Annotated in this window: 16 protein-coding genes; 14 read left to right on the forward strand and 2 right to left on the reverse strand. The window is 41.8% G+C overall.

Features of this window, described 5'->3' with window-relative positions; genetic code table 11:
* Positions 1 to 321: 321 nt before the first annotated feature.
* The 3 genes from H5125_RS22135 (at position 322) to dinB (ending at position 2,363) form a co-directional block, all read left to right on the forward strand.
* Positions 322 to 567 (forward strand): hypothetical protein, encoded by a 246-nt coding sequence (locus H5125_RS22135; protein WP_259395392.1) that lies wholly within the window; start codon positions 322 to 324, stop codon positions 565 to 567.
* A 1-nt stretch (position 568) separates the two neighbouring features.
* Positions 569 to 1,084, forward strand: a complete 516-nt coding sequence (locus H5125_RS03805) for an ankyrin repeat domain-containing protein (protein ID WP_182743594.1) — start codon at positions 569 to 571, stop codon at positions 1,082 to 1,084.
* Between the two features lie 199 nt (positions 1,085 to 1,283).
* A complete protein-coding gene (gene dinB, locus H5125_RS03810; RefSeq protein WP_182743595.1) occupies positions 1,284 to 2,363 on the forward strand; it encodes a DNA polymerase IV in 1,080 nt (359 codons plus the stop codon).
* 109 nt (positions 2,364 to 2,472) lie between these two features.
* Here dinB and H5125_RS03815 read toward each other — a convergent pair whose 3' ends face one another.
* Complete coding sequence (locus H5125_RS03815) at positions 2,473 to 3,936, reverse strand: aminoacyl-histidine dipeptidase (protein WP_182743596.1); 1,464 nt, start codon at positions 3,934 to 3,936, stop codon at positions 2,473 to 2,475.
* A 182-nt stretch (positions 3,937 to 4,118) separates the two neighbouring features.
* Here H5125_RS03815 and H5125_RS03820 point away from each other — a divergent pair, with 182 nt between their 5' ends.
* The 4 genes from H5125_RS03820 to H5125_RS03835 all read left to right on the forward strand — a co-directional run bounded on the left by H5125_RS03820 (position 4,119) and on the right by H5125_RS03835 (position 10,553).
* Complete coding sequence (locus H5125_RS03820) at positions 4,119 to 5,660, forward strand: leucyl aminopeptidase family protein (RefSeq protein ID WP_182743597.1); 1,542 nt, start codon at positions 4,119 to 4,121, stop codon at positions 5,658 to 5,660.
* 927 nt (positions 5,661 to 6,587) lie between these two features.
* Positions 6,588 to 7,877: an NCS2 family permease gene (locus H5125_RS03825; RefSeq protein WP_101085784.1), complete on the forward strand. Its 1,290-nt coding sequence runs from the start codon at positions 6,588 to 6,590 to the stop codon at positions 7,875 to 7,877.
* A 281-nt stretch (positions 7,878 to 8,158) separates the two neighbouring features.
* A complete protein-coding gene (gene proB / locus H5125_RS03830; protein ID WP_162022517.1) occupies positions 8,159 to 9,268 on the forward strand; it encodes a glutamate 5-kinase in 1,110 nt (369 codons plus the stop codon).
* 10 nt (positions 9,269 to 9,278) lie between these two features.
* The gene (locus H5125_RS03835; RefSeq protein ID WP_182743598.1) at positions 9,279 to 10,553 is read left to right on the forward strand and encodes a glutamate-5-semialdehyde dehydrogenase; all 1,275 of its coding nucleotides are present in this window, start codon (positions 9,279 to 9,281) and stop codon (positions 10,551 to 10,553) included.
* 82 nt (positions 10,554 to 10,635) lie between these two features.
* Here the strand turns inward: H5125_RS03835 and H5125_RS03840 are convergent, their stop codons facing one another.
* Positions 10,636 to 10,971: a hypothetical protein gene (locus H5125_RS03840; protein WP_101085776.1), complete on the reverse strand. Its 336-nt coding sequence runs from the start codon at positions 10,969 to 10,971 to the stop codon at positions 10,636 to 10,638.
* Positions 10,972 to 11,601: 630 nt separating this feature from the next.
* Between H5125_RS03840 and dnaK the strand changes: the two genes are divergently transcribed.
* The 7 genes from dnaK (at position 11,602) to carA (ending at position 19,950) form a co-directional block, all read left to right on the forward strand.
* Complete coding sequence (gene dnaK / locus H5125_RS03845; RefSeq protein ID WP_101085774.1) at positions 11,602 to 13,518, forward strand: molecular chaperone DnaK; 1,917 nt, start codon at positions 11,602 to 11,604, stop codon at positions 13,516 to 13,518.
* 111 nt (positions 13,519 to 13,629) lie between these two features.
* The gene (gene dnaJ / locus H5125_RS03850) at positions 13,630 to 14,760 is read left to right on the forward strand and encodes a molecular chaperone DnaJ (RefSeq protein WP_182743599.1); all 1,131 of its coding nucleotides are present in this window, start codon (positions 13,630 to 13,632) and stop codon (positions 14,758 to 14,760) included.
* 103 nt (positions 14,761 to 14,863) lie between these two features.
* Complete coding sequence (locus tag H5125_RS03855; protein WP_182743600.1) at positions 14,864 to 16,096, forward strand: DEAD/DEAH box helicase; 1,233 nt, start codon at positions 14,864 to 14,866, stop codon at positions 16,094 to 16,096.
* A gap of 122 nt (positions 16,097 to 16,218) precedes the next feature.
* Entirely contained in the window at positions 16,219 to 17,025 is an 807-nt protein-coding gene (locus tag H5125_RS03860; protein WP_182743601.1) for a M48 family metallopeptidase, read from the forward strand.
* 79 nt (positions 17,026 to 17,104) lie between these two features.
* A complete protein-coding gene (locus tag H5125_RS03865) occupies positions 17,105 to 17,722 on the forward strand; it encodes an FKBP-type peptidyl-prolyl cis-trans isomerase (RefSeq protein ID WP_101085769.1) in 618 nt (205 codons plus the stop codon).
* An 83-nt stretch (positions 17,723 to 17,805) separates the two neighbouring features.
* Positions 17,806 to 18,618 carry a 4-hydroxy-tetrahydrodipicolinate reductase gene (gene dapB, locus H5125_RS03870; RefSeq protein WP_101085767.1) on the forward strand — a complete coding sequence of 271 codons (813 nt, stop codon included), beginning with the start codon at positions 17,806 to 17,808 and terminating at the stop codon, positions 18,616 to 18,618.
* A 174-nt stretch (positions 18,619 to 18,792) separates the two neighbouring features.
* Positions 18,793 to 19,950 carry a glutamine-hydrolyzing carbamoyl-phosphate synthase small subunit gene (gene carA / locus H5125_RS03875; RefSeq protein WP_101085765.1) on the forward strand — a complete coding sequence of 386 codons (1,158 nt, stop codon included), beginning with the start codon at positions 18,793 to 18,795 and terminating at the stop codon, positions 19,948 to 19,950.
* The last annotated feature ends 9 nt before the right edge of the window (positions 19,951 to 19,959 follow it).

Below are 19,959 nucleotides of genomic sequence, written 5' to 3' on the forward strand. Positions count from 1 at the left end.
ATCCAGAGCGATGGTCAAAAGAAGAGCGAAACTGGCAGCCAATAGGCGCTGTGGAGTTAAATCCAGAGCAACATAAAGAAGCTGCTTAACAATTTAGGCGACAACTGTCTTGAAAAACGCCGAAACTTCAAAAGTAGTGAACTCATATTTGATAATGATGAAACTATAATTATTTTAAAGTTCATATTTTCCAGTCAACATTCGATTATAGATGAGTTAGATATTACTGATGAAGTTCGTGAGTTTGCTCAAGGTTTGTTAGTTGAGGCTGTCGATGCATCTTATGCGATGGGATTTATCGACTCTTTATTTCGATCAACAATGAATCCTCAAGATGGTGCTAAAAAAGTCATAATAAAATTTGGGCGCAGCGCTGCAAAACATTGGTTTAGTCATGCAACAGCTAAAGACTTAATGCAAATAAAAATCTATGACAGAGTGAGAGAACAACTATCATATAGCTTCGGTCGTGTTTTAGTGTTGTATTTAAATGGAATAGCAAAAACAAACAGTCGACATTTTGGTGTTTTAGCTTTTAACCTAAATAAGAAAGTTATATGGAGTTAAAATGAAACTTAAGTTACTAATTGGATGCGCTTTTACTATTATTATGTATTCATTAGGTGCTATTTATTCTCTTGAAAATAGCCGTGTTGAAGATGTTGTATTATGCAGTGTCGAAGATAATACGCATTACATACCAAATTCGTTCTGTGAATTTTATTTGTTTAATTTTAGATTAACGAAACAAGACTTAGATGATCTTCAGTCTGTAGGTGGTATAGCATTTTTATTTGGCATTTCTAATCAGAAAAAAAGATATGTTTATTTAGATAAATTTATCGACAATGGTGCCTCCGTTAATACTAAAAGTAAGATTGATGGACTACCGCCTCTTCATGCCGCAATCTTACTCAATGATAAAAAATTAGTTGAATACTTACTGAGCAAAGGCAGTGACCCTCAACTGCTAGATAGTCAATTACGGTTAAATGCTTATGATTTTGTACTGCTTTTGAAAAGAAAGAATGACTCAATAAATCGAATTGAAGTCATAAGAATGTTGTCTACAATCAATTTATAAATTGAATAATTTGCTAGATGATTTAGCTTTTTTTCAGAATAATATTTTATTGCGTTTTAGGATGGCTTGAAGCTAGCTTTTGACATTTAAAAATATCTTGAGTCACATTTATTCATTATATTAATAATAAGCAACGATTGAATACTGTTTATATATACAGTACCATCATTGTAATTGAGTTAATGATAATGGTTATAGAATGCGTAAAATCATTCACATCGATATGGATTGTTATTTTGCTGCGGTAGAAATGCGTGATTTTCCTGAGTTAAGAGGAAAGCCCATTGCTGTTGGCGGCAGAAGTGATCGCCGTGGTGTGATAAGTACTTGCAGTTATGAAGCCCGCAAATTTGGGGTGCGAAGTGCTATGTCCAGTTATCATGCGTTGCAGTTATGTCCGCAGTTAATTTTAGTGCCTGGACGGATGGAAGTGTATAAATCAGTGTCACTCCAAATACGTGAGATTTTTCATCGATATACTGATCTTGTCGAACCCTTGTCTTTAGACGAAGCTTATCTTGATGTCACAGATTGCGATTCTCATCAAGGCAGTGCGACATTAATTGCCAAAGCGATACGTGATGACATTTATGAGGTCACTGGATTAACGGCTTCAGCAGGTATTGCACCCATTAAGTTTTTAGCCAAAATTGCATCCGATTTAAATAAGCCTAATGGACAATATGTTATCACCCCAAATCAAATTGCTGATTTTGTAAAAGACCTACCTCTGAGTAAAATTCCTGGCGTCGGTAAAGTCACTTCAAAAAAGTTAGCCGATATTGGCTTAACCACTTGTTATGACGTGCAACAATACCCTAAAGTGCAATTAATTGAGGCCTTTGGTAAGTTTGGCCATGTGTTGGCTGAGCGTGCACAAGGTATCGATTCAAGGCAAATTAGCCCGCACCGAGTGCGTAAGTCCGTAGGGGTTGAAACCACGTTAGCCAAAGACATTTTTACGTTAGAGCAATGTCATCAAGTATTACCACAGCTTATTCAAGAGCTGAGTGCTCGGGTTCATCGGAGTGCGAAAGATAGACAGATCCATAAGCAGGTTGTAAAACTGAAATTTAATGATTTTAAGCAGACCACCATCGAGCATCGCAGTGATGAGATTTCAATTAACCTGTTTCATGAATTATTGCTGCAAGCATTACAACGAAGCCAAGGGCGAGGGATTCGGTTACTCGGTGTGAGCGTTGGCCTAGCGGATGTGACGTTGGTTTCTTCCGAGAATAGTGCCGATCAAATTACTCAACTCGATTTACAATTTTAGGCGCCCATTTTATAACGGAAACCATAGAGAGCAAAAAGGCGACATTGCTGTCGCCTTTGATTTATAGCTTATCCGCCAATTATAATCTTGGCCATAATCACTTGATTGATTACGCCTCTTTAGCAGGAATACGCTCTAATACAGCTAGCAGTAATTCCCAATATTGACCAACCGTGGTGATGTTAACCATTTCATCTGGGCTGTGCGGATAGCGAATCGTCGGACCAATCGATACCATGTCCATATGTGGATAAGGTTCTTTAAATAAACCACATTCAAGACCCGCATGAATAACCATCACAGTAGGATCTTTTTTATAAATATCGTTATAGGTGTCACGCACAATTGCCATAACAGATGAGCTAGTGTCTGGTTTCCAACCTGGATAAGCACCGCTTAAATCAATGCTAGCACCCGATAGATTTGATAGTGCGGTTAGCATACCGGTGACTTCTTCACGCCCCGAATCGATTAATGAACGAATAAGGCATAATATTTCTACGCTTTCATCTTCAGTACTGATCACGCCTATATTTAGTGATGTTTCAGTCACACCCTCCACTTCATCACTCATGCGCATTACGCCGTTAGGGCAAGCATGTAATAAGTCGATTAAGGTATTTTGCGCTTCTTCGCCCATGACTTTTGTTGGTGCATCAATAGCGGCTAATGTGAGTAACATCGATGGGTCAGCTACGGCTAACTCTTCACGCACTAACGCTTGGAATAACTCAATAGCTTGTTTTAATGCTTCAACATTTTCAGCTGGCAACATCAATTGAACGTTAGCTTCACGTGGAATAGCATTACGCAGCGAACCACCACTAAAGCTGACCAGCTCTAGGGCTAATTCGTCACTGTATTTAAACAAAAATCGCGCTAATAACTTGTTAGCGTTACCACGACCAAGATGAATATTGACACCAGAATGGCCGCCTTTTAAACCCGACATAGTCAGTGAAAAGCTGGCGTTGCTTTGTTCTGGTGCTTGCCAAGACATTGGTATACTTATCTGTGCATCAACACCGCCGGCGCAACCCATGTAGATTTCACCTTCTTGCTCTGAATCAGTATTAATTAAAATTTCAGCATCAAGGTAACCGGCTTCTAAACCAAAGGCGCCAGTCATGCCGGCTTCTTCATCAATGGTGAGCAGCACTTCGAGTGGCCCGTGCTTAATGTCTTTACTGCCTAAAACGGCCAGCGCCGAAGACATACCAATACCGTTATCTGAACCTAAGGTTGTGCCTTTGGCTTTAACCCAATCACCGTCTACATAGGCTTCTATCGGATCGGTTTCAAAGTTATGTACTTTGTCGGCATTTTTTTGCGGCACCATATCAATGTGCGCTTGTAACACCACTATTTTGCAGTTTTCCATTCCTGCAGTAGCAGGCTTACGGATGATTAAATTACCCACTTTGTCTTCAACAACCGCAAGGCCTTGAGCTTTTGCCCATTGTTGAATATGTTGTGATAACGCATGTTCATGTTTTGATGGATGTGGAATAGCACAAATTTGTTCAAACCATTGCCATAGAGGCTGAGGATATAATTGAGTTAATGCAGTCACGAAACGCCCTCTAAGATGAAATCAAGTCGATATACGACACAAAATATTACTGCCATTATTTTAACATATTCTGCGCAGTTACTTGATATTGCGATAGCGATTTGCCAAGGTTTAGTCCACAAATCTGTAAATAATTATGAACCCACTAATTTATCTATATTCCTAAAGAGTAAGGATCTTGTATGACCCAAGTGAATAAAGCGGTTACCGCGTACCAAGTGCCAATTATTGATGTCTCAAGTGATGAGGCTATTTTTGAAGGCGAAGGTTGGGACGCTGTTGTTGTGATAGCGACGAGTTTAGCTGAGATCAAACAAGATGAAGTGAGTTTGCTTGCTGCACACGCTAGTCAAATAGATTTCCGTGTCGGTAAAAGTGCCACGCTCCTTTTTGCGCCAGGGTTAGCCGGTGGTCGTTTGATTATCTCCCCAGTGACAGATAGCGACAATCAGTATAGCGATGTCAGGATTTTTGCCAAAGCCGCTCGAGAAGGTATTGCCATTGCTAAAGCCGCAGGTGCCACTAAACCTTTACGTGTTGTTCCAAGGGTAACTGACAATCGCTTTGCCAATGCAGAACAAGTTGCCGCACTGGCGTGTGGACAAGAGCTTTGGCAACCGTTAGAGGCGCGAGAAGCAAAGTCTTTGCAACCGAGTTTAGAGGCTATTGGATTATTGAATACCGCCGCGCACAATAGGTTAATTAATGCGGCAGAATCTGGACGAGTATTGGCGCGCGATCTTTGTGGTACAGAACCTGAGCGTATGTCGGCTATTGGGTTTGCACAATATTGTGTTGATGCTTTTGCTGATAGCGGTTTGGCTGTATCTGTGGTTGATCAAGTCGAGCAGTTAAAAGCGCAATACCCATTACTCAGTGCGGTGGGCAGAAGCTCTTTTGATGTTGCACGTCATCATCCTCGAGTGGTAAAGCTTGAATATGTTGGTGAAGGCCCTATTACAAAAACCTTATTCTTTGCTGGCAAAGGTGTTGTTTACGACACAGGCGGCGCTGATATTAAAGTTGCAGGTTCTATGGCTGGTATGAGCCGTGATAAAGGTGGCGCGGCAGCAGTTGCCGGTTTAATGAAAGCACTATCAATACTGAAACCTAAAGGTATTAAAGTCATTGCTGAACTCGGATTAGTAAGAAACAGTATTGGCAGTGATGCATTTGTCACAGATGAGATCATTACTAGCCACGCAGGTGTGCGAGTCCGTATTGGTAATACTGATGCAGAAGGTCGCTTAGTATTGGCTGACTTATTATCGCATTTGCGAATACAGGCTCAAACCGCAGTGAATCCACAATTATTTTCGGTGGCGACGTTAACCGGTCATGTTGTGCGAGCCTACGGTGGTTACCCTGCATTAGTTGAAAATAGCGCGGCTAAAAAACAAGGGGTTGCAGCAACACTCGCTGAAGTGGGTCAGTTATGGGGTGAACCATTTGAGGTTTCACGATTACGTCCAGAAGACTTTGATAAAGTTGCCGATAAAAATGGCGCTGCAGATGTGGTGTCATCGAATAATGGTCCGTCTTCAATTACGGCTCGTGGGCATCAATATCCTGCCGCTTTCTTGATAAAAGCCTCTGGATTAGCTCAAACAGAGCTGGCATTTACCCATATTGATATTGCAGGTAGTGCGGTGGAGGGCGATCCTCTGTATGGAAAGCCAACTGCAAGCCCTTTGGTTGCTTTATTACAGTTTTCAAGGTTGTAGTCATATCATATCTAATTATTTGTTTTATAATGATTTTATTTGTAGTTTACATGTTGATAACAATAGTTATACATAGTTTTAATACGAAGTAATTGTAATTAAATCACTTTTAATGATGTTTTTGTGAATTAAAGCAAATAATACTTGTAATTAAATTACAGTTTTGTATAATTCACTTCGTCGACAAGCAATGTGTTTGTCGACTCTAGTTAATCCAGGATGGATATAACCTCCAAGGATCTGAGTGACAAGTTGTCTCAATGGATTTGAGAAATGTACGTTCCAGGGAACCGAGCCAAGCTTTACTAGGTTTATACAACTTTACTTTAATCAGGAGCATGACTATGTCTTATACAGGTAACAGCAAATTTTATTGGCAGAACACTTGGTTTGCCGACGTAACAGTTTTACGTGGCGGTATATTCGCCATGAAACGTTAAGAATTGACCCTCTTTACGTAGTGTTAATATCCATCAACCTTTTGTTCGTCTCGTTTGACGGTTTTAGACAGGGTGGTAAATTAATTAATTTATCGCCACATCACGTTAAGTGGTGCTAGCTTTCCTTTCCCCATATGGGATGCTTGTAACATGTCTGCCTACTCTATTGAGTAGGCTTTTTTTTGTCTTAAATTCAGCTAGCTTTTAGTTAGATTCAAGCTAATTGGTTAGTAGCTAATTGGTTAGTAGCTAATTGGTTAGTCGCTAATTGATTAGTGCGCTATATAAAAAACTGAAATCTTTCAACAAAAAGGCTATTGATAGCTATCAAGGTCGTAAGTATTTATAATTCCCCGCAATAAAGTAAGCCCTCTGTAATGATGTCGACTCAGCGAGTATGGTCAGTAGCACAAGGCTTACCGCATCCTCATCTGTAGCAATTTAACCATTAATCCAATGTTAACCTTTGCCCAAGGAACCCCGTTCCATGTTAGAAAAACTATTTAAACTTAAACAGAACAACACCAGTCTTAAGCAAGAGGCTGTGGCCGGTCTGACTACTTTTTTAACGATGGCCTACATCATTTTTGTTAACCCTATGATGCTTGCTGATGCAGGGATGGATCATGGTGCAGTATTTGTTGCCACATGTTTAGCTGCTGCCATCGGTTGCTTAGTTATGGGGTTATTAGCTAATTACCCGATTGCATTGGCTCCGGGTATGGGACTGAATGCTTTTTTTACTTACACCGTTGTTGGTGAAATGGGTTATAGCTGGGAAACAGCACTTGGCGCGGTCTTTATGTCAGGAGTGTGTTTCTTAATTTTATCCTTAGTTAGGATCCGCGAGTGGATAGTCAACAGTATTCCAATGTCGTTACGTTTTGGTATCGCAGCTGGTATTGGATTATTTTTAGCCTTAATTGGCTTAAAAAATGCCGGTATTGTAGTGGCTAGCCCTGCAACATTAGTGACTATGGGCGATATCACCTCATTTCCTGCATTGATGGCTGCGTTAGGTTTCTTCTTAATTATTGCTATGGTTCAACGTGGCTTAAAGGGTGCTGTTATTTTCAGTATCCTAATTGTGACTGTTCTGGGAATGATATTTGGCGATGTGCAATACCAAGGCTTAATTTCAATGCCACCGTCTATTGCACCGACATTTATGAAGATGGACTTGTCTAGTGTATTAGAAGTGAGCATGTTATCGGTGGTTTTTGCCTTCTTGTTTGTCGATTTATTTGATACATCAGGTACCTTAGTCGCTGTTGCTCAACGTGGCGGACTGCTTGATGAAAAAGGCCGTTTACCTCGAGTAAAACGTGCCTTAACCGCAGACAGCGTCGCCACGATCACTGGTGCTGCATTGGGTACATCAACTACCACTAGCTATATTGAAAGTATCGCAGGGGTGAGTGCAGGTGGTCGCACAGGTTTAACTGCCGTTGTAGTTGGATTACTGTTTTTAGCGGCGTTATTTGTGTCGCCATTAGCGGGTATGGTGCCAGCGTATGCCACAACTGGAACCTTGTTTTATGTTGCTATTTTAATGATGTCTGGCCTAGTCAATGTTGATTGGGAAGACTTAACTGAAGCCGCTCCTGTTGTCGTGACTTGCTTATTAATGCCGTTAACCTTTTCTATTGCCAATGCTATTGGGCTTGGGTTTATTTCTTATGCTGCGATCAAATTGATGACAGGGCGTTTTAAAGATTTAAATCCAGGTATTTTAGTGGTGGCCGCATTGTTTATTGCCAAGTTTATTTACGGTTAATTAGCTGTCCATGAGTACAGTGAGTTAATAAATTGGCTAAAGCCAATATAAAAAAGGGCTATTAGCCCTTTTTTTGTTTTTCTAAAAAGGCGCCAATAACTACCCTATTGCAGCTCAATGCAACTGAGTTAGCAGAATTAAGGACTGTTTGATAACTATTTATTAACCTGAAAATGGTTAATCTAGACAAATATTCCAGTATTAGCGGCTTTCACTATGAATTATCGAGTGAATTGGGTATAAAAATGAACTGAATATTTTTTGTAAGCTGAGTAATACAAATGGGTTATCGCCGCGTAGTAGTTAAGTTAGGCACCAGCGTGCTGACATCGGGCAGTAAAAAGCTTGATAAAGCACATATGGTTGAATTAGCCAGGCAAATGGCCTCGCTTATGCGTTCAGGCGTTGAAGTCGTATTGTGTACATCAGGCGCTATAGCTGCTGGGCGAGAGCATTTACAATATCCAGTGTTGCCAGACACTATGGCCAATAAACAGTTACTTGCAGCTGTGGGTCAAAGTCAGTTAATTTTGGCTTGGTCACAATTGTTCAGTATTTACGGGTTGCATGTTGGCCAGTTATTGTTAACTCGTGCTGATTTACAAGATCGTGAACGTTACCTTAATGCGCGCGACACCTTAAATGCATTATTAGCTCATAATATTATCCCGATAATTAATGAAAATGATGCAGTTGCAACCAATGAGATTAAAGTGGGTGATAATGATAATTTATCAGCCCGTGCAGCCTTACTTTGCGATGCTGATTTACTTATCTTACTGACCGACCAAAAAGGCTTATTTGATGCCGACCCACGCACCCATCCCGACGCACAGTTAATTAAACAAGTTGTCAATATTGACGACAGTTTACGTTTATTGGCTGGCGGTTCAGTGTCAGGACTTGGAACGGGCGGAATGGCGACTAAACTTGAAGCGGCGGATGTGGCTCGACGAGCGGGCATAGAAGTTGTCATCGCTTCCGGTCATCACCCTGATGTTATTGCCAAAGTGGCGGCGAGGGAGTCTGTCGGTACTCATTTTAGTGCAATCGAAAATCCATTAGAAAGTCGCAAACAATGGATCTTGGCTGGTCCTGCTTCACAAGGTAAATTAGTTGTAGATGCTGGAGCATCGGTTGCCGTTGTTGCTAATGGTCGTAGTTTATTATCTAAAGGCATTGTTGATGTTGAAGGCAATTTTGAGCGCGGGGCGACCTTACTGATTGTGAATCAAACCGGTAAGATTTTGGCTAAAGGCATTAGCCGATATTGCGCCAATGATTTAACCAAAATTAGCGGTAAACATTCTGATGATATAGAAAGTCTACTGGGCTATAACTACGGCGATGCCGTGGTTCATCGCAATGATATGGTCGTACTTGATAATTAAGGATAAACATATGTCAGCCACAGAAACAGAATATTTAACTCAATTAGGGCAACGTGCTAAGGCTGCAAGTTTTATTTTAGCGAGTTTAACAGCGAAACAAAAAAACTTATTGTTAGCTACGATTGCAGACCACTTAGCGCAGCGGAAAAATGATATTTTACAAGCGAATGCACAAGATATCATTGCAGCGAAGCAAAGTGGTTTAACCGAAGCCATGATCGATAGGTTGATGCTGGACGAAGGGCGGCTAGGCGGAATTATAGCTGACATTGATAATGTCATCGCACTAGCCGACCCTGTCGGCAAAGAAGCTGACAGTCGGGTATTGGATAACGGCTTACGCTTAACTCGTCGCAGTGTCCCATTAGGTGTGGTGGGGGTTATTTATGAGGCTCGGCCAAATGTCACCGTTGATATTGCCGTGTTGGCGTTAAAGACCGGTAATGCAGTGATTTTGCGTGGCGGTAAAGAAACCCTAACCTCAAATAAAGTGCTAAGTGAAGTTATCCGTGATGCATTGGTGAGTTTAGATTTACCTAAAGATACCGTGCAGCTCATTGATTCACCAGAGCGGAGTCTTGTCAGTGGCTTACTAAGACTCGACAAATATGTTGATATGATTATCCCTCGTGGTGGACAAAACCTGCAGCGATTGTGTGCTGAGCAATCGAGTATTCCTGTCATTTTAGGCGGCATTGGCATCTGTCATTTATTTGTCGATAAACAAGCCGATTTAGTGCGTGCAATCGATGTAATTGCCAACGCTAAAGTTCAACGCCCGACTGTGTGTAATGCCTTAGATACATTATTAATACATCAACAGGTTGCTGCCGAATTTATTCCTAATATTGCCTCACATTTACACTCACTTGGGGTTCATTTCCATGCTTGTGCAATAACTTTACCTTATCTCGATGGGTTAGGTTTTGATGTTACACCTGCACATGATGAATCGTTTTCAACAGAGTGGTTATCGCTCACGTTAGGGATCAAAGTGGTTAATGATATTGACGAAGCCGTGGAGCATATCCGTCATTATTCTACAGGACATTCTGAAGCCATTTTAACGGATAACATTCACACAGCGAGTGAATTTATGAATCAAGTTGATTCCGCCGCAGTGTATGTGAATGCCAGTACTCGTTTCACCGATGGTTCACAATTTGGTCTTGGCGCTGAAGTGGCCGTGAGCACCCAGAAATTACATGCCCGTGGTCCAATGGCGTTAGATGCACTGACCACATACAAGTGGCTAGCTTGGGGTGATTACACCTGTAGGCAATAATGCATTTTGTTGTACTTATAACAATAAAGGGCGCAAATAAGCGCCCTTTATTGTTTGTGCTGAGAGACGCTATAACAGAGCGCTATAAATTATAAATAAGATGACTGGGCGTTACTGGCTCAACCAAACGTTCATAGGTGGTTAATAACCAAATTGCAAAAAAGGCACAAGTCATTAATATCGCCACAATTCTAAATGCTTGCGCGTATTCCATCACATAAGTGAAATATCGACGTTGTACTGCATTGGTCATAAAAGTGGCGATAAGTGAAAATACACACAAATACATAGCTGGATATTGTGTGGTACTTACGCCATAAAACTTTTCATAAACTAGAATTACCATAACAATTGCTAAGGTAACAATGCGTATCTTACGTTCGGTATTATCACTGAAATTCCATCTTGGCAGTCCCATTGCCTTACTTCCTCTACAATCATTTGAATTTTTAGTACTTTTTTAAACATCTATATATACTTTTATAACGCTAGTTGTATTTTTTATCAAATGATTAGCGTTATTTAATGCTTTTGTTTGCAGTGTGACAGCAAAATACGACTAACACCGCTGAAATGCCAAGCAGGTTAATATGATATAAACCAATGTCGATTGAAAATGAACGATGTGCTTAATAAACTCAATACTGGTATGAGTAACGATTATATCGCTATTACAATCTAACTCATCATTAGAGTGGGTGACTTTCGGTAAAGTATTAACGTGTCTACGCTTTGTTACTGCACTATTCCGGCTGGTTTTACTGTTTTTTTCACTATTTCGCTTATTTTGGCAGTGGTTGTGATTTATTGTTCATCCATCTTACCTTATTGGTATGGCCCGCATAAAAAAACCCATAAAACAGGATAAATATTTACTTATCCCCTTGTAATTCACTTTGTTGTCCCAATATAGGTATCAAGGCTGATATGAGTGGTTAATTTTGAATCTCAAGTTAAGCAACAAAATGCTTGAAATACTTGTTGTTCATCCCCATATCAACATCAAATAACATATTTGTGACGACTAACGTCAATTTCGGAGGACCCCATGGGCAAAATTATTGGTATCGATTTAGGCACAACAAACTCGTGTGTAGCAGTCCTTGATGGCGGCAAAGCACGCGTAATTGAAAACGCAGAGGGTGATCGCACAACCCCATCAATTATCGCTTATACCGATGATGAAATTATTGTAGGCCAGCCAGCAAAGCGTCAGGCTGTAACCAACCCAACAAACACATTCTTTGCCATCAAGCGTTTAATCGGTCGTCGTTTTAAAGATGACGAAGTTCAACGTGATGTGAACATCATGCCATTCAAAATTATCGCAGCTGATAATGGTGATGCATGGGTTGAGTCACGTGGTAACAAAATGGCACCACCACAAGTTTCAGCTGAAATCTTGAAAAAGATGAAAAAGACTGCTGAAGACTTTTTAGGTGAAGAAGTGACTGAAGCGGTTATTACCGTTCCTGCTTACTTTAACGATTCACAACGTCAAGCCACTAAAGATGCTGGTCGTATCGCAGGTCTTGATGTTAAGCGTATTATCAACGAACCTACTGCTGCTGCACTTGCATACGGTATCGACAAGAAACAAGGCGACAACATTGTTGCTGTATACGATTTAGGTGGTGGTACATTCGATATCTCTATCATCGAAATTGACAGCAACGATGGCGACCAAACATTTGAAGTACTAGCAACCAATGGTGATACTCACTTAGGTGGTGAAGACTTTGATAACCGTATGATTAACTATTTAGCTGATGAATTCAAAAAAGACCAAGGCTTAGATCTTCGTAGAGATCCTTTAGCAATGCAACGTTTGAAAGAAGCCGCTGAAAAAGCAAAAATCGAGCTTTCAAGTACTAACCACACTGAAGTTAACTTGCCTTACATCACTGCTGATGCATCAGGTCCTAAGCATTTAGTGGTTAAAATTACTCGTGCTAAGTTAGAGTCATTAGTTGAAGATTTAATTCAACGTACTCTAGAGCCGCTTAAAGTTGCACTAGCTGATGCTGATTTATCAATATCAGATATCAATGAAGTGATTCTTGTGGGTGGCCAGACTCGTATGCCTAAAGTACAAGAAGCAGTCACTAACTTCTTTGGCAAAGAGCCTCGTAAAGATGTTAACCCTGATGAAGCGGTTGCTGTTGGCGCGGCGATTCAGGCTGGCGTACTTTCTGGTGAAGTGAAAGACGTACTTCTACTTGACGTTACCCCACTATCTCTTGGTATTGAAACCATGGGCAGTGTGATGACAAAGCTTATCGAGAAGAACACCACTATCCCGACTAAAGCTCAGCAAGTATTCTCAACAGCTGATGACAACCAAAGTGCCGTGACTATTCACGTACTTCAGGGTGAACGTAAGCAAGCGAGTGCTAACAAGTCATTAGGTCAATTTAACCTTGAAGGTATTGAGCCAGCACCACGTGGCCAACCACAGGTTGAAGTGATGTTCGACATTGATGCTGATGGTATCTTACATGTGTCTGCAACAGACAAGAAAACAGGTAAGAAACAAAACATTACTATCAAAGCCTCTTCAGGTTTATCTGATGAAGAAGTTGAACAAATGGTACGTGATGCAGAAGCTCATGCTGATGAAGATGCTAAATTTGAAGAGTTAGTTAAAGCGCGTAATCAAGCAGATGGTTTAGCTCATTCAACTAAAAAACAAGTTGAAGAAGCTGGCGATGCACTAGCTAGTGACGAAAAAGAAAAGATTGAAGCAGCAATCGCAACTTTAGAAACTGCCATAAAAGGCAAAGATAAAGAAGCCATTGATACAGCAACTCAAGCGCTAATCGAAGCGTCTGCTAAGTTAATGGAAATTGCTCAAGCTAAAGCTCAAGGTGAAGCAGAAGGTCAAGCGCACGATGCTGGCCAAGAAAAGCCTGCTGATGATGTTGTTGATGCTGAGTTCGAAGAAGTTAAAGACGACAAAAAGTAATTAGCAATTTCAGCTAGTTACCGTTAAAGCGGGCGTTGGGGTTATCCTCAAACGCCCGTTTGTATAATTTAAGTTTAACAATTTACTCACACCTTCGAGAAACAGAACACTATGTCAAAGCGTGATTATTACGAAGTTCTCGGTGTTGGACGTGACACCAGTGAACGCGAAATTAAAAAAGCGTACAAACGCTTAGCGATGAAGTTTCACCCAGACCGTAATCCGGGTGACAAAGCCGCAGAAGCTAACTTTAAAGAAATTAAAGAAGCGTACGAAATTTTAACCGACAGCGACAAAAAAGCGGCTTACGATCAATTTGGTCATGCTGGCGTCGACCCTAATCGTGGTGGACACGGCGGTGGCCAAGGTGATTTTGGCGATATCTTTGGTGATGTATTCGGTGATATTTTTGGTGGTGGTCGCCGTGGTGGTGGTCAACGTCAAGCTGCGCGCGGTAGTGACTTACGATACAACCTTGAATTGTCTTTAGAAGAAGCCGTACGCGGCTTAACCAAAGAACTGCGAATTCCTACTTTAGCTGCCTGTGATTTATGTGACGGGAGTGGCGCTAAAAAAGGCACATCTGCAACCACATGTGGTACGTGTCATGGCCAAGGCCAAGTGCAAATGCGTCAAGGTTTCTTTGCTGTTCAGCAAGCGTGTCCTACTTGTCATGGTCGCGGTAAAATCATTAAAGATCCTTGCGGCAAGTGCCATGGTGAAGGTCGCGTTGAGAAAAGCAAAACCTTATCAGTTAAAATTCCTGCCGGTGTCGATACAGGCGATCGTATTCGTCTTACTGGCGAAGGTGAAGCAGGCGAGTTTGGTGCTCCACCAGGTGATTTATACGTTCAAGTTAGTGTGCGAGAACACGCTATCTTTACCCGTGACGCCAATAACCTTTACTGTGAAGTACCTATTTCATTCAGTAAAGCAGCATTAGGCGGCGAGATTGAAGTACCGACATTAGACGGTAAAGTTAGCCTTAAAATCCCAACAGAAACCCAAACAGGGCGCATGTTCCGCCTACGCGGCAAAGGGGTTAAGTCGGTCCGTAGCCATGCAGTAGGTGACTTACTGTGTAAAGTGGTAATGGAAACACCGGTTAACTTGAATGAAAAACAAAAAGAGTTATTGCGTGAGTTTGAAGCAACGTTAACTGGCGAATCAAAAAAGCACAGCCCTAAAGCTGAAGGCTTCTTTGATGGCGTTAAAAAGTTCTTTCAGGATTTAAACAGTTAATCGCGATGATCTAGCGAGCTCGTTAAAGGCTGTTTACTTTGGGTAAGCAGCCTTTTTTATTGGCGAATATCGTCAATTTAACCTATTAACATTAGGCGTTAACATGTCATTTTCAGCGTTATCACTCGATTCAAGTTTATTAGCCGCATTACCGCCGACAGTGAATCAGCCGAGTCGTATTCAGCAACTGGCTATTCCAACTATATTGGCGGGGCAAGATGTGTTGGCATTAGCCCAAACCGGCAGCGGTAAAACCTATGCTTATGGTTTGCCTGTATTGCAACGCATTAGTCTGCTTCCAACGGCTCATTTGTCTGCCGTGATCATCGTACCGACCAGAGAGTTAGCATCACAAGTATCGCAAAACTTAGTGCCACTGGCACAATCGCTTAATTTGCGCGTAGAGGTACTGTGTGGCGGTGAAGCAATAGAGCTTCAAATTGATCGCTTAGCTCAACCGGTTAACATCGTCGTTGCTACACCGGGCCGTTTACTCGCATTAGCACAACAAGGTGTTATTGATTTTGAACATCTGCAGAGTTTGGTCCTTGATGAAGCAGACCGATTACTGGACATGGGATTTATCGCTGATATTAATGCGCTGATTACATTAATGCCAAGTGGCCAACGGTTATTATTTTCGGCGACGTTACCCGAATCTTTGGTCGCATTAGCTCAAAAGGTACAGTCTGCATCTTGCGTACGAATTGAAGCGCATGCTTTAAATAGTACCGTGGCTGATATTGATCAAACTCTCTATCACGTCAATAAAGGCAGCAAAGCCAAAGCGCTGATTCATTTAATTGCTTTACATCAATGGTCGCAAGTATTGGTGTTTGTGAATGCTAAAGATGATGCAGATGCATTGTGTAAAAAGTTAATTAAAGCGGGTATTAACGCTGCGGCGCTTCATGGTGATAAAGAACAAGCGCTGCGAAGTAAGACCTTAGAGCAATTCAAAACGGCACAACTTACTGTATTAGTCGCAACCGATGTATTAGCGCGCGGTATTCATGTCGACGCATTGCCAGTAGTCATTAATGTTGATTTGCCTGCCCAAGCAGCAGTATATGTTCATCGTATTGGACGTACTGCACGGGCGGGATTAAGCGGCGTGGCATTATCATTAGTCGGTCATTCTGAATTACTCAGTTTAGAGGCTATTCGAGAATTAACCGGACAGGCATTACCATTAGTTGAATTAGCTGGTTTTGCGGTAACAGACAAACCGATTAGCGAAAACAGTAAGCGAGCGCCGCGCGATAAGCAAGCTAATCGTCGTACCGCCAATAAACGCAGTATTAGTGATTTCGCTAAACGTAAATCAACACGTTAATCAACACATGAATGCTGGCTGATGTTTAATATCGCAAATGGTGCATTGGTCCAGTTGATTGGTATAAAATAAATGAATGATCGATTAGCTTTTTGGCTAAATGAATTTTAAGGGATGACAACATGAAACCTCTCGCGCTAACCCTACTCGCTTCTGCTTTATTAGTTGGCTGTGTTAATAGTCAATCGCCAACAGGGCGAGGGCAAACCTTGTTGTTTTCTGATACCCAGATGCAGCAAATGGGTGCTCAGTCGTTTGAGACAATGAAGCAAAGTGAAAAAATAAGTCAAAACCAAGCGCAAACTCAATATGTGAACTGTGTTGCCAAACGTATCACTGCGGTGTTGCCCGACCAATCGCAGCAATGGGATGTCGTGTTGTTTGAATCAGATCAAGTCAATGCGTTTGCGCTACCTGGTGGCCATATTGGTGTCTATACCGGTTTACTAAATGTGGCGACGAATCAAGATCAGTTGGCTACGGTTATGGGACATGAAGTGGCGCACGTTTTAGCACAACATGGAAACGAGCAAGTATCTCGAGCGCAGATAACGGGTCTTGGCATGCAAGCTGCGGATGCCGCATTAGGAGCATCGGGTATTGCCAATAAAGACTTGTACATGGCCGGACTGGGGCTAGGGGCGAATGTGGGCATTATTTTACCTTTTGGCCGCAGTCAGGAATCTGAAGCTGATATTGTTGGTCTTGAGCTAATGGCCAAAGCAGGTTTTAATCCAGCTCAAAGTGTTAATTTGTGGCAAAACATGGCTAAAGCGGGCGGAGCCCAAGGCCCTGAACTGTTATCGACTCACCCGTCACACAGTCACCGAATTGAAGACTTGCAAGCGGCACAGAATCAAGTGATGCCGCTTTATACACAGGCAAGAAAACAGTCTTTGGCTGAGTGTAAAATTGCTCAAGTTAAATAGCGTTTTTTGCCAACATTTACGGGGTTTATTGTGATAAACTCTTGTGCGAATTTTTTATGTTTATTGAGAGAAAATTATTATGTCAGATTTGTTCAGCACTATGGAACAGCATGCTAGCTACGGTGTAGGTCGTCAAATGGGCGAGCAACTAGCAGCAAACTCTTTTGAAGGTATTGATATCCCTGCTGTTCAAGCTGGTCTTGCTGATGCATTTGCCGGTAAAGAAAGCGCAGTATCAATGGAAGAGCTTCAAGTTGCATTTACTGAAATTAGTCGTCGTTTACAAGAAGCACAAGAAGCTGCTGCAGAAGCTGCTGCCGCTGAAGGTGATACATTCCTAGCTGAAAACGCTAAGCGTGACGGTATTACGATAACTGAGTCTGGTCTTCAATACGAAGTGCTTGTACAAGGCGACGGTGAAACACCAACGTATGATTCAACTGTACGTACTCATTACCATGGTACTTTCATCAGTGGTGATGTGTTCGACAGCTCTGTTGCTCGTGGCCAACCTGCTGAATTCCCAGTATCTGGTGTTATCGCCGGTTGGACTGAAGCATTACAGTTAATGCCAGTTGGCACTAAGCTAAAATTATATGTCCCGCATCACTTGGCTTACGGTGAGCGTGGCGCGGGTGCTTCAATCCCGCCTTATTCAGCTTTGGTCTTCGAAGTTGAATTGTTAGAAATTATCTAGTTGTTAAAAACGCCTAAGTTAACTTAGGCGTTTTTGTATATGCTGTTTGTGTGTTTACCTTTAGTTAACACTGGGAGAATGAAATGACTGCAAAAGTGAGAATTGCTGTAGTTGGTGCCAGTGGCCGTATGGGCCGTACACTGATTGAATCTGCTAAACAGCAACAAGTCATAATACTTGGCGCAGCTATTGAACGTACAGGTTCAAGTTTAATCGGTATTGATGCTGGTGTACTTGCTGGTGTTGGCGCGATGAATGTTGCCATTACCGATTCACTGGATAAAGTGGTTGACGACTTTGACGTATTAATTGATTTTACGTCACCTGAATCTTCCATTATTCATCTCGATTGGTGCGCAAAAAATCACAAAGCTATTGTCATTGGTACCACAGGTTTTAATCATGCTCAAAAAGAGCAAATTGGTGCCTATTCAGAACAAGTGCCAGTGGTATTAGCGCCTAATATGTCTGTCGGTGTTAACGTGATGTGGAAGTTGCTCGCACTGGCTACAGAAGTGATGGGTGATTATACCGATATCGAAATAATCGAAGCGCATCATCGGCATAAAAAGGATGCACCGTCAGGTACTGCACTTAAAATGGGTGAAATTATAGCCCAAACATTAGGTCGTGATTTAGACCAATGTGCGGTATTTGGGCGTGAAGGTATTACCGGTGAACGTGATCCTAATACCATAGGTTTTGCAACGGTTCGTGCTGGTGACATTGTCGGTGAACACACCGCAATGTTCGCTGACATAGGCGAACGGCTGGAAATAACCCATAAAGCATCGAGTAGAATGACCTTTGCTAATGGGGCAATGAGGGCGGCTTTTTGGCTCTCCGATCAAAATGCAGGTCTGTATGACATGCAACAAGTATTAGGATTGAACTAGATAATAAAAACACCATTCGTTGGTGTTTTTTTTTGAAAACAATCCTACAAAATATAGACGTAAAAACGAATTTCTTATACAATCGCTAGAATTTGTCAAAATTTCGTAATTTATCGAAAATTGGTATTTTAGTGCAAAATAAAAACACATAATTTTAAGTGGCTTGGCTCTTTTCTGGAGGTCGCGTTGACACAGTCTGCCTTACTCGTACTCGAAGATGGATCAGTATTCTCTGGCACCGCAATTGGTGCTACCGGTATCTCTGTTGGTGAAGTGGTATTTAATACTTCAATGACAGGTTATCAAGAGATCCTTACAGATCCTTCATATTCACGCCAAATAGTAACATTAACCTATCCTCACATCGGTAACACAGGTACTAATGATGAAGACACAGAATCGGATTCGGTTCATGCATGTGGCTTAATTATTCGTGACTTACCGCTTATGGCGAGTAATTTCCGCAACCAACAATCATTAAGCGATTATTTAAAAGCGAATAATGTGGTTGGTATTGCTGATATTGATACCCGCAAACTAACTCGAATTTTGCGTGAAAAAGGCGCCCAAGCCGGTTGTATTATGGTCGGCGACCTAGATGAAGCGAAAGCTCTGGCAGCTGCGAAAGCGTTCCCAGGTCTAAAAGGCATGGATTTAGCCAAAGAAGTGACCACCGATAAAGCTTATACATGGCGTAACGGTAGCTGGAAATTAGTCGGTGGTTTACCGTCTGAAACACCAGCAGCGGAACTCAAATATAAAATTGTCGCGTACGATTACGGTGTGAAACGTAATATTTTACGTATGTTGGTTGACCGTGGTTGTGATGTGACGGTAGTGCCTGCTCAAACATCTGCTGCAGATGTCCTTGCCATGAACCCTGATGGGGTCTTCCTATCAAATGGTCCTGGCGACCCTGAGCCATGTGATTATGCTATTACTGCTATCCAGCAAATATTAACAACTGATATTCCAGTGTTTGGTATTTGTTTAGGTCACCAGTTACTTGCATTAGCCTCTGGTGCGAAAACCTTAAAAATGAAGTTTGGTCACCATGGTGCAAACCATCCAGTGAGCAATGTTGAAAATGGTCGCGTGATGATCACCAGTCAAAACCACGGTTTTGCTGCTGATGAAACCACATTGCCAGCAAACATCAAGGTGACGCATAAGTCGTTATTTGATGGTTCGTTACAAGGTATTCACCTAACGGATAAGCCAGCATTTAGCTTCCAGGGACACCCTGAAGCGAGTCCTGGGCCAACCGATGCCGCACCGCTGTTCGATCATTTCATCGAGCTAATTGAACAATACCGTCAGCACGCCAAGTAGTTATCTGGG

This window comes from Shewanella sp. SR44-4 (assembly GCF_014163715.1).
In the GTDB taxonomy this organism is placed as follows: Bacteria; Pseudomonadota; Gammaproteobacteria; order Enterobacterales; family Shewanellaceae; genus Shewanella.